Here is a 12,196-nt window from a genome sequence, read left to right on the forward strand (position 1 = left end):
AGTTTAAAAGTCAATATCAAACAAAGTAGCCAATCAATGAATGAACCTTTCATTGATTGGCTACTATGTTTATGCTTTATCATGTTTGAACACTTTAACATTTAATAATTGTAAAATAATAAGTAACATGGCTGTGAGACTAATTATAATAATGTACGGCATGCTATTATATTCACCTTTTAAATTAACAAGCGGTGTGACAAGTCCGCCTAATAACGATTGCAATAATCCTAATAAACTTGATGCACTTCCGCTTCCAGTCGTACACTCTTCCATTGCAATTGAAAATCCTAAAGTTGCTACACCAGTTACTGGGGCAACTAATACAATAAACCCTATAACTAATAATGCAAAATGCCAGTGATTCAACAATGTTAGTGACACGATAACGACGCCTAAAATTTGAACAACTGTAAATGCACGTAACAATGCTTGTGGATGAAAATAGTCTACCAGTTTACCTGCAATTTGACTTGCAATGATGAGTGTAATGCCTATGCCAGCAAACATCCAACTGAAATGTAATGGTGAAACACCGTATATTTTTTGAACTAAAAATGGCGACGCTGATATATAACTAAATAACATAATAAATGTAACACCTTGTATTAACATTGGTAACACAAATCGAGGTGTCGTAAGTAAACTTTTAAAATTACTAAAAATGACTTTAACTCCACTACTATCACGTTGGGCTACTGATAAAGATTCAGGAACTTTAAATACTGAGCCTAGTACCATTAACACACCAAATATCGTTAAAATGACAAATACCATTCGCCAAACAGCAAAACTTAAGATTAATCCTCCTAAAGCCGGTGCTACTACAGGTGCGACACCATTAACAAGCATGAGTAACGCTAAAAACTTCGTCAGTTCGTTCCCACGATACATGTCACTCGCAACGGCTCTTGATATAACCGCGCCAGCACCACCTGTAAATCCTTGAACAAATCTTAGAAATATCATAACCCAAATATTCTCAACGAATACTATACCTAAACTTGCTAAAGCGAATACAACCATAGAAATTACTAATGGTTTTTTACGTCCCATACTATCAGATATAGGACCTACAAATAAGTTACCTAATCCTAAACCTATCATAAATAAAGATAGTGTAAGTTGTGCATTAGCTGTCGTCGTATTAAAATCATTCTTTAATTCAGGTAGTCCTGGTAAAAACATATCTATCGATAAGGCACCTATGGCCGTTAAAGCACCTAATATAATAATAAATAAGGGTGAATGTTTTCTTTGGTTTTGCTCTATATCCATTAACGTATCCCACCTTTGTAGGTTTCATATTTTCTATGTATTAAAAAAAGAACGAGCGGGCGAAGGACGGAATGATTTATTCAATTCGTTGTCCCACCCCAGCTTGCGTTGCTTATAGTATTTCTTAATGACATTCTTTTTAGTAATCCCCGCATGCAAGTATGATTAAAACTGAGAAAAGCTTGATTGAAGCATTTTCTCAGTTTCGTCAGTGACTACGAATTTACAAAATAGCATCATTACATGATTGATAAGCGAGGCTTTATTGTTATAAGCAATCATATTAAACTATTTCTTATCCTAAACACTTGGTATTGTTCAATTTATTTTGAATCAACGAGTTGAAGATTCCCGGTATGATGATCCTCAGTTAATTCATAATCCGTAATTTCATATTGACCATTACTATTCAGATGCTGCACTTTAGTGTTAATCGTGTTACCTTGTTGACTGGCACTAATAATTTGTGGATTTATGAAAGCAGCTGAATGATTTAAATTATTTTCTATCATTTTATAGATGCTGGATTTATCTTTTAAAAATGTGCTTACTAAATTAAAGTTACCTTGAGAAATAGCGCTATTTAGTGTTAAAGAATAATTGTTAAAAAAATGACTCAATTTTGTTTTTAAGCTATTTTCTTCAGCTTCTTTTTCTTCAATATAATCACTAATCTCTTCATCATCAAACTCTAATACTGCACTATTAATATTACCTAAGTCTCTTGCTTTAATTGTTTTAGTCTCTGTACGGAATGTTTTTCCTTTAGCCTTTCCTAAGGCAGATACGGTCACATCTTTCGTTTGAGGATACGGTCCATACTCTCTAGAACGACTGTATTTCATTTGTTTATCATTAATTTCAACTTTTAGTGAGTTTTTGTCTAAGTCACTTTTTCCTTTTAATTTTACGGTTAATAGTGCTTCATTGAAATTTTCATTTACTTCAACTGTGTTTCCTTTACCATATCTAAAATCAAATTTAAGCTGACCGCTAAATGTGCCATACTCTGTTTCCTTTTTAGCATCAATAGAATATATGCCTGGAATATATCTACCAAGTGACGTTGTTTTATTGGCATCAGCAATAACAGTTTTCTTTTTACCGCCATCTTTGAACTCATATTTCGTATCAAGCTTAGGTTTAACAATTGCTTGTTTTGTTGGTGCGGTGTAACTCATATTATCAAATATGAGTAATCGAGTTCCGTTTTTACTCACACGTAAGTAATTATTACCCGCACGTGTTTTTAAATTAATTGCCTCTTTGGAATCACTTTTATTTAATGTTTCAACAGTTGATCTAATATCATGTGCAAATTTTTTCATACCGACTTCACTTCTAATGTAGTCAATATAGACGCTCGCTTCATCCGAATCGATATGAGAATTTTTAGAACTTAATAACGTTGCGACCTTTTGTGAATCATTATTATCAATAGCATTAACTAAAATTTTAGTTTGCGCGTCAGGCGTGTTATAATTCCTTACCAATAAAAATACAATGATGAGCAATATAATAATAAATGCAACGATTGCCCAAGGAATAAATTTTTTAATTTTAATATTTGATGTGTTGGTTTGAGAGGTATGGATTTGCTTGTCTTTGCTGTCTGATTTTTTATATTTCTTCCCACAATTAGGACACTTGTTCAAGTTATTATTGTCAATTTTCTGTCCACATTTCGGACATGTACTCATTTAGTCACCAACTTCCCCACTACTATATTAAATTTAACGATTGATATTGTACGTTCAAGTTAAGAATATGATATCTATTATATAATAATCGGTCTAAAGCTTCATACTAATTTAAACTTTTGAATTAAATTTTTTTACTCTTTCATCTATTATATATAATACACTTAACGCTTTCTCAATATCTTTACTTGATAAGTCTGCCACCATATCACTGACAATGTCACTAACAATCTCATTATTTTCTTCAGTATATTGACGACCTTTGTCTGTTAAAACAACATATTTCAGGCGTTGATCGATATTGTTATTAGATTTTTGTAATGCTACGAAGCCACTATCAATGAATTTCTTGATACGTCTACTCACCGCTGCTTTATTAACACCTTGCTTCTCAGTTATTTCTGTAATTGATAATGCATGATGATGGCTTAGTAATCTGAGTACATTGGATTGTTCCATTGAAATGCCATACTTACTTTGTTGATCTTTTAATAGCTTGGCGGTTAAAGTATTGGTATCATCGATGAATTGTTTCATAAATTCGATGTGGTTTCTAGAAATTCTGCTCATTGCTTTACTCCTTGTTAATTAGTCATCCATTACGTTTATACATACTCTGTTAAATCATATCAATAAACAATTCTCTTGAAAACCTCATTCCGTGGTTAATAGTTGCTAAATGGTAAGTGGTTCGATTACATTTATATATATATAAAGAAATTCGAGGTACTTCCTATGTTCGCAATTATTTTAGCTCTCATTGTGTTATGTATTGTAGTAGGTGTATTATTCAATGTAAAACAACTTTTAAATTTAACAACATTTATAATAACTGTCATATTGTGCATGATGATTACCGTCATAAATGTATTAACAATGACAATACCTACTACACTCATACTACTTATGATTATTACTACGCTTGGTTTACTACTGAAACATTATCATCTTTTTACACTTAAAAAAGGAAAAACATTTTTAAATAAAATGATAAAACATCTCATATTAGGTGTACTATTCACGGCGATTCTTGCATACCTTAGCACGATGCCCATTCCTATCATCAATGGCATCTTCCTATGGCTTACGATGATTGCTATAAGCACATGTTATGCATTCTTACTCTATATGGCTTGGTCTTCAGCTTTAGGTCGTATAACCACGCAAAATCAATACGCGTTAATTATGGTATTGGGTGCTGGTATATTCACAAAGAACGTTACACCGATGTTAGCTGATAGATTAAATCGTGCACTAAGCGTTTATCATCAACAAAAAGGGACATGCAACGTGCTTGTGAGCGGTGGCCAAGGGCCTGATGAACCAATATCTGAAGCATTGGCGATGAAACATTATTTAATTGATCACGGGGTTCCTGAGTCTAATATTATCGTAGAGGAACAATCAACCAATACCTTTGAAAACTTTAATTATTCTAAAAGAATCATAGGCAATCTATATAAACATCGTCCTAGTATACTTTGTGTCACAAGCCAATTTCATATTTTACGCGGCATGAGATTTGCACAAATAAATCAAATGAAAGTCGATGGTATTGGAAGTCATACACCCTATCATTTCTTTAATATTGCGTTGATTAGAGATTTCTTAGCACTTATGTATCAATATAAACTACTCTTAACCATTTACTTTGCAATTTTATTTTTTGCATCAATTTATATCTTATTTTAAAACATAAAGATGGGAGTTGGATAGAATTCTATACGAATTCATCATCCAACTCCCAATTGATTATGCTTGTATCATCGTTTAATGACATATGTTTGTCGTGCTCGCTTCTTGTCTAACTATTATTATACGATTTACTTTATACAATGATTAACTACTTCAATATTTGTACTTTTTATAACTCTATTTTACCATCTTCTATTTTAATCACTCTATCTGCATATTCAAATAATCTTTTATCATGCGTAATCATAATACCAATCATATCTTTGGTTTGAACTTGAGATTTAATCATTTGAACAACAGATGTCGCTCTATCCGCATCTAAACTTGCTGTCGGTTCATCCGCTAATATAATTTTAGGTTCATTCATAAAGGCCCTCATAATCGCCACACGTTGTTTTTCTCCTCCAGATAACAAATGTGGATAAACAGCTAGACGATGACTCAAGCCTATTTCATTGAGCAGTCTCTGCGCTTTCTCTTTAGCCTCTTTACGTTTACTTCCCGCTTCTTTAGCTACAATCGTTAATTGTTCCTCCACAGTTAAATAAGGTACGAGATGCGATGATTGAAAGATAAATCCGATATCATTTAATCTTAGACTGGTTTTATCTACATCATTAGAGAATAATTGCTTATCATTATATAAAATATCTCCACTTGAAGGACTTAATAATCCCCCTAAAATATTTAGAAGTGTTGATTTACCTGAACCAGATGCGCCACTAAGAATAATAAACTCGCCTTGATTGACCTCAAAGTTAATCCCTTTTAACACTTCTGTTCGAGCATCTCCACTACCAAATGTTTTAGTAATTTGATTAAGTTGTAATGTCATTATTCCATACCTCCAATTGCCTCTATCGGATCTACTCTTAGTACTTTTATAATGGATAGTAATGCACCTATTAATCCTACGATTAGAAATACGGCAATCATTAATAATACCTGACTATAATTTAAATAAAATGGCATTGTCACTGGCATAACCGTATTCAAAATAAGTATGACAATAAATGCTAAAATAACGCCAACCATTGTTGTTAAAACAATTTGTAGTAAAAGTGCAGTTAATAAATGTTTGGTCTTAATACCAATAGCTTTTAGAATACCTATTTGAGGGATCTTTTGAATCGTCATCACATAAAAGAATGCACTTAATACGATAGCTGTAATAACAAATAAGCTAATAATCATTAAATTAAGTGGCATTTGCTCTGCCTGGTAACTAGCAATGTTATCTGTTAACGTCTTTTCGTTCACTACTTTTATACCGTCTATTTGATTAAGTGACGCTTTGTCATCTTTATTTATATTTTCAACAGGGTAGAATGTTGATATTTGCTTATTTATTGATTCAAACGCTTCTTTATTCATTAATATCATTGAACTATGGGAATACATGGTTTCATTCATTATCCCGCTTATTTTATAGCGCGTGTCATGCCCTTTAAATGAAACGTAATCTCCAACTTTCAAATCATTTCCAGTTAATTTTTCACTTATAGCGATTTCATCTTGTTGAGTTGGATAGCTACCAGTTATAAGTTTTGGCTTAAGATGTTTTGGTGTGCTAAATGTAATAACATCTTGCTCGTCTTGATTGATTTTAAGTGTTTGTGTGCCTATTTGCGTGGCATCTTGATGAATGATATCTTCTATTTTATCTTTCTGAGACTGATTCATCTGTGAACTTTCTAACTTAGGCTCTTTATTATCTTCAACAATATAATGTTCTGCCGGCATATTGTTTAAATATGATATATTTTCTCGTGCTAATCCTTGTGCTAATCCGCTAATAAATAGAACCATACTTCCTAATAAAAAGATGATTAACATGATTAATGTGTAACGAAATTTATAAAATTTTATTTCTTTCCATGCTAAATTCATACTTACTACCTCCCACTGCTATTTCAATACACAGTTTAATGACACAATATGAACTGAATATGAACTTTAATGGAATTTGTTTTTTGATATAGTTATTCATATAATCATGTTAAATATATTAAAGGAGTAATAATGATGGTGAAGTGTTTAATTGTGGATGATGACTACAAAATATTACATTACGTTTCTCAGCATCTCGAAGCGGCTCAAATTCAAACCGTTACACATGCCAGTGGAGAAAACGCATTACAATACCTTACAAATAACCAAGTTGATATTGCTGTAGTCGATATTATGATGACTGGTATGGATGGATTTGAACTGTGCCAAGTGCTAAAAAATGACTACGACATACCTGTTATTATGCTAACAGCACGAGATGCGCTAAGCGATAAAGAACGTGCATTTGTGAGTGGAACAGATGATTACGTTACGAAACCATTTGAAGTGAAAGAATTACTATTTAGAATTAAAGCTGTACTAAGACGTTATCAAATTAATTCTCAAGATATTATAAAATTAGGCAATGTAACTTTAATTCAAGAATATATGGAAGTCATTGTTGGATCCAAAAATGTAAATTTACCTACTAAAGAGTTTCAATTATTATTTTTATTATGTGGTCAGCCAAAACATATTTTTACGCGCAACACATTAATAGAGCGCATTTGGGGGTTCGATTATGTGGGAGATGAAAGAACGATAGACGTACATATCAAACGACTACGTCATCGTCTAAATCAATTAAATGCCACGATTGAAATACAAACGGTTCGTGGACAAGGATACAAGGTGATTACCCATGTTTAAATCTCTTTATACACGTATTGCAATCTATACAATTACCGTTATTCTATTTAGTGCTTTAGTAAGCTTTCTATTCGCTAATATATATTACCATTTCAATTTAAAAGCACATAATGATACTAAGATAATGCGTACTTTAAAAGAAGCACGACAATTTCATGCCTCTTCAAATCAATCTGATAGTCAAGCCTATTTCAAACACCTAGGCGATATGAACTATCAAATTATGATTGTAGATCGTGCACATCATAAAACATTTTATGGTGAACCATTTCGCCAAGACACGATTTCAAACGCCGCGATCAACCAAGTTCTACAGGGCGAGGACTATCACGGTATCAAAAATAAGCCATTCGAATTATTTGTAACTGGATTTTTTGATAATGAAACAGATAATACTGTAGGCGTCCGCTTTACCCAAAATCATCAACCGCTTGCCGTGTTTATGCGTCCAGATATAGGCGAAACCTTTAGTGAGTTTCGTACTTTCCTTTCAGTATTATTAATTTGTTTATTAAGTATTTCAATCACCCTAGTTATCGCATCAACTTATTCAATCATTAAACCTATAAAAACGCTAAAGCAAGCAACAGAGCGTTTAATACACGGAGATTTCGATACACCCATTTATCAAAGTCGTCATGACGAAATCGGCACACTACAATATCGATTCGACGCTATGCGTCAAGCATTAAAACAAGTCGATGATATGCGACAACACTTCGTTCAAAATGTTTCACATGAAATCAAAACACCATTAACACATATTCAACGTTTACTTACAGAATTACAATTTACAGCGACGCAAGAAAAAAGGCAGACATACATTGATGAAATTCACGACGAAGTAACTCGATTAAGTAATCTCACAAAGGAATTACTTCTCCTATCAGAATTAGATAATGCCAATCATTTACGCTTTGATGATCATATACACATTACTACGATGATTAAAGAAATTATACGTCATGAGCAATTCGAATTAGATAATAAAGATTTAATGTTGTTGTCTGATTTAAGTGACGTTTATTTCCAAGGAAATAGTCGTTTATTACATCAAGCATTCTCTAATCTCATTCAAAATGCGATTAAGTACGCTTCTATTGGTGGTACAGTTGAAGTTAGTCTTTCTCATGAGCATAATGATTCAATTTTATTTAGTGTCAATAATGAAGGAAATACGATTCCATCAGAAACTCAATCACATATTTTTGAGCGATTTTATAAACTGAACGAGCAAGATAATAGTAATGGCTTAGGCCTAGCCATTACGCAATCAATTATTAAATTACACCAGGGCGAAATTAGCATGTCTAGTGACGTACAACGAGGTACTACCTTTACGATTAGACTGACATCAAACTTATAAATATATGCCATTTATATCATCATTTAAACCACTTACACAGTGAGAACGACCGGATACTTATTTTTACGCATACAGACTGGAGTATCACATGTGCTACGCTATTACATTTCATATTTAGCTATATTGGTTTACTGCCCATTGGTATTTTAGCTGGATGGTTTTCAATTAAAATTTCAAATATTTTGATATTCACATTTTATTTCATCATTATATATTTGATGATTTGGATTAAATCTTACTTTACAAACAAAAAGTACGTTACAGAAATTAATCGACAACTAAATAAAAGGGAGAAATAAAAATTGGCTAGTTACTCATGGAATTGAATTAGAGTAGCTAGCCAATAATGTGTTATCTATACAAACTAGTGCGATTATTTAACATTTAAATATTTTTGAATTTCTTTATTTACTGCACGATAAACGTCTTCATGTTCAGTTAATTTAAGACCGAATGAAGGTACCATTTCTTTAATCTTAGGAATCCAGTTTTTAAACTCATTACCATAACAACGTTGTAATAAATCAAGCATAATATCTACTGCAGTAGATGCACCTGGAGAAGCGCCTAATAAGGCAGCAAGTGAACCATCATCCGATGTGATGACTTCTGTACCAAATTGTAAGTTTCCTTTGCTATCTTCGGTATCTTTGATTACTTGTACACGTTGTCCTGCAACAATAACTTCCCAATCTTCATCTTTCGCATTAGGCACAAATACACGTAAATCATTCATACGATCCTCATGCTTTAACATCAGTTGTGAAATAAGGTACTTCGTTAAATCCATTTCTTTGATACCTGCTGAAAGCATCGTTAATACATTATTTGGTTTTACTGAACGTATTAAGTCTAAATTTGAACCTGTTTTTAAGAATTTAGGTGAAAATCCTGCAAACGGTCCAAATAATAAAGCACGTTCACCATTTACAAATCGCGTATCTAAATGAGGCACTGACATTGGTGGTGCACCGACACTTGCTTTACCATATACTTTCGCATGATGTTTCTCAATCACGTCTTTATTCGTGCAACGCAAGAATAAACCACTTACTGGGAAACCACCAATATGTTTTGATTGCTTAATACCTGTTTTTTGTAGAAGTGGTAAACTTGCACCGCCAGCCCCAATAAATACAAATTCTGATTCATATGCCTTGCTTTGACCAGAATTTAAATCTTTAACTGTCACTTTCCAGTTTCCATTATCAAGTTTCTCAATATTTTCAACTTCTTGTTTATAAGATACTTCTACATTTCTATCCTTTAAATTAGAAATAAGTTTCTTTGTTAATGCACCGAAGTTTACATCTGTACCACTCTCATCACGAGATAATGCTATAGGCACATGTGATGTTCTTCCTTCAACCATTAATGGAACCCATTCTTTAATTTTGTCACGATCTTCAGTAATATCCATTTTTTCAAATAGAATATTTTCTTTTAATGCTGCGACTCTGTTTTTAAGAAATTTCACATTAAAGATACCTTTAACAAAACTCATATGTGGCACAGATTGAATAAAGTTAGCAGGATTCTCTAATTGACCTGTTCTAACTAAATGTGCCCAAAACTGCTTAGAGACTTGGAATTGTTCGTTGATTTTAATTGCTTTCGTAATGTCAACGGAACCTTCCTTACCTTCTTTAGTGTAATTTAATTCACACAGTGCAGAGTGTCCTGTCCCAGCATTGTTCCAAACATTTGAACTTTCTTCACCAGATTGTTCTAATTTTTCAAATATTTTAATTTCTTTGTCTGGAGATAATTCTTTTAATAACGTTCCGAGTGTTGCGCTCATTATACCGCCACCTATTAAGATGACATCTGTTTTGCTATGTACTGAACTCATAACAATACAGTCCCCCTTTTTTTCACATCTTTAGTCGATAGGATATTGACCTTGGCTTAATAAATTAAAACGCTTTCTTTATTTATTAAAATTTTTAATATTAACTTTACGCTATACGTAAAATCGACTTTTTATGAACTAGTTTAATTATATACATAATCCCCCCATGAAAAAAGTGTTTACATAAAGTTTTCATCTTTTAATAGATAAAGCAGGGTCGATAAACGATTCGAATGATATTGCTATTACTATTAGACATACATAAGAAATGCTATAATTCACTATTATGAATCATTAGAGGTGTAACTATGAAATCATTCACATTTTTTATGCATAATGTCTATGCTTTAGGCGGAACTGTGAAAGCTGTTTCTGAATTAGCTAATACACTTTCCGACAAGGGGCATCACGTAGAAATTATTTCTGTTTTTCGTGCGCAAGACGAACCTTATTTTAAAATAAATAACAATATAAAAATAAAAACACTAATCGACTATCGTTTAAAACCTCAGAACATTAAAACAATCATTATGAATCGTATTAATAAGTATACTTCCTTATTGAAACCAACCGAAATAAACCATCATGAACCTGGATTAAATCAATTTTCAAAATACGTAGAAAATAAAATGATTAAAGCGATTAAAAAAGTAGATACAGATGTGCTTGTAGGTACTAGAGCGAGTTTTAATATTTTAATATCAAAGTATCATCCTAACGATGTGATGACGATTGGAATGGAACATATGAATTTACAAGCACATCCAGAACACTATCAACAAGATATACTTGATGCGTGTCGTAAATTAGATCTTATTACAACGTTAACGAAACAAGATCAGTTAAATTATGCGCAACATATCAACACACCTGTTTATACCGTTCCGAATATCATCAGACCAATTAAAAATGATACTAACAAAGAGAATATTATCATGAGTGCGGGTAGATTAGAATTTGAAAAAGGCTTTGATATTTTAATAGAAAGCATTCGTCGAATTCAAGATGATCTTAAGCGACTCAACTTTAAAGTAGAAATATATGGAGATGGCCAAGAACGCGAGTCTTTGCAACAACTGATTGATCAACATCATTTAAACGATTTAATTACACTTTATGCCGCTACGCAACAACTTGATACTAAATTAGCTAAAAGTAAAATCACCGTCGTACCGTCAAGAAATGAAGGGTTTGGTATGGTTGTATTAGAAGCAATGGCGCAGGACAATATTGTTATCAGTTTTAAAGATACACTAGGGCCTGCAAGTATCATCACACATCAGGTTAATGGTTACTTAGCAAATTATGGTGATGCTGGTTCATTAGCAAAATACATCGACATCGCTATGAATCATATTGATGATGCCGACCAGATGGTTCATGAAGGACATGTTACTTTGAAACAATATACACCTACCACTGTTTATGAAACATTTATGTCCTCTATAAATAGCATTTAAACTTAAAGCACTACTCCGCCTCGGTAAGCAACTCAACTTAAGTGAAACGAGAAGTCAAATAAGCCCTACTTTATAAGCTGTTCCCTATGAATTGCCCCTGCACTGAGAAACCGGGTTAATCAGGTTCTACAAGCAAAGCAAGCTG

11 protein-coding genes are annotated in these 12,196 nt (G+C 32.7%); 5 read left to right on the forward strand and 6 right to left on the reverse strand.

Annotated elements, in window-relative coordinates; all coding sequences use genetic code 11:
* Positions 1–69 precede the first annotated feature (69 nt).
* The 3 genes from KA828_RS02810 to KA828_RS02820 all read right to left on the reverse strand — a co-directional run bounded on the left by KA828_RS02810 (position 70) and on the right by KA828_RS02820 (position 3,548).
* Positions 70–1,278 (reverse strand): putative multidrug effflux MFS transporter TcaB, encoded by a 1,209-nt coding sequence (locus KA828_RS02810; RefSeq protein WP_210125351.1) that lies wholly within the window; start codon positions 1,276–1,278, stop codon positions 70–72.
* Positions 1,279–1,601: 323 nt separating this feature from the next.
* Positions 1,602–2,978 (reverse strand): membrane-associated protein TcaA, encoded by a 1,377-nt coding sequence (locus KA828_RS02815; protein ID WP_210125352.1) that lies wholly within the window; start codon positions 2,976–2,978, stop codon positions 1,602–1,604.
* Between the two features lie 111 nt (positions 2,979–3,089).
* A complete protein-coding gene (locus tag KA828_RS02820) occupies positions 3,090–3,548 on the reverse strand; it encodes a MarR family transcriptional regulator TcaR (protein ID WP_210125353.1) in 459 nt (152 codons plus the stop codon).
* 165 nt (positions 3,549–3,713) lie between these two features.
* Between KA828_RS02820 and KA828_RS02825 the strand changes: the two genes are divergently transcribed.
* Positions 3,714–4,670 (forward strand): YdcF family protein, encoded by a 957-nt coding sequence (locus KA828_RS02825; RefSeq protein WP_210125354.1) that lies wholly within the window; start codon positions 3,714–3,716, stop codon positions 4,668–4,670.
* Between the two features lie 172 nt (positions 4,671–4,842).
* On the opposite strand, the gene KA828_RS02830 is transcribed toward KA828_RS02825, so the two are convergent.
* A complete protein-coding gene (locus KA828_RS02830; protein WP_210125355.1) occupies positions 4,843–5,508 on the reverse strand; it encodes an ABC transporter ATP-binding protein in 666 nt (221 codons plus the stop codon).
* Positions 5,508–6,563 (reverse strand): ABC transporter permease, encoded by a 1,056-nt coding sequence (locus KA828_RS02835; RefSeq protein WP_210125356.1) that lies wholly within the window; start codon positions 6,561–6,563, stop codon positions 5,508–5,510. Before KA828_RS02835 ends, KA828_RS02830 begins: the two co-directional genes overlap by 1 nt.
* 135 nt (positions 6,564–6,698) lie before the next feature.
* On the opposite strand from KA828_RS02835, the gene KA828_RS02840 reads away from it, so the two are divergent.
* The 3 genes from KA828_RS02840 to KA828_RS13100 are packed head-to-tail and all read left to right on the forward strand — an operon-like array spanning position 6,699 to position 9,038.
* A complete protein-coding gene (locus KA828_RS02840) occupies positions 6,699–7,373 on the forward strand; it encodes a response regulator transcription factor (protein WP_210125357.1) in 675 nt (224 codons plus the stop codon).
* Complete coding sequence (locus tag KA828_RS02845) at positions 7,366–8,739, forward strand: sensor histidine kinase (RefSeq protein ID WP_210125358.1); 1,374 nt, start codon at positions 7,366–7,368, stop codon at positions 8,737–8,739. Before KA828_RS02840 ends, KA828_RS02845 begins: the two co-directional genes overlap by 8 nt.
* Before the next feature lie 59 nt (positions 8,740–8,798).
* Positions 8,799–9,038, forward strand: coding sequence for a DUF3021 domain-containing protein (locus tag KA828_RS13100; RefSeq protein WP_348634765.1), 240 nt, complete (start codon positions 8,799–8,801; stop codon positions 9,036–9,038).
* Positions 9,039–9,112: 74 nt separating this feature from the next.
* On the opposite strand, the gene mqo is transcribed toward KA828_RS13100, so the two are convergent.
* Positions 9,113–10,591 carry a malate dehydrogenase (quinone) gene (gene mqo, locus KA828_RS02855; RefSeq protein WP_070854589.1) on the reverse strand — a complete coding sequence of 493 codons (1,479 nt, stop codon included), beginning with the start codon at positions 10,589–10,591 and terminating at the stop codon, positions 9,113–9,115.
* A 308-nt stretch (positions 10,592–10,899) separates the two neighbouring features.
* Here mqo and KA828_RS02860 point away from each other — a divergent pair, with 308 nt between their 5' ends.
* Complete coding sequence (locus tag KA828_RS02860) at positions 10,900–12,051, forward strand: glycosyltransferase family 4 protein (protein ID WP_210125359.1); 1,152 nt, start codon at positions 10,900–10,902, stop codon at positions 12,049–12,051.
* Positions 12,052–12,196 lie beyond the last annotated feature (145 nt).

This window comes from Staphylococcus sp. GDY8P85P (genome assembly GCF_017892405.1).
In the GTDB taxonomy this organism is placed as follows: Bacteria; Bacillota; Bacilli; order Staphylococcales; family Staphylococcaceae; genus Staphylococcus; species Staphylococcus borealis.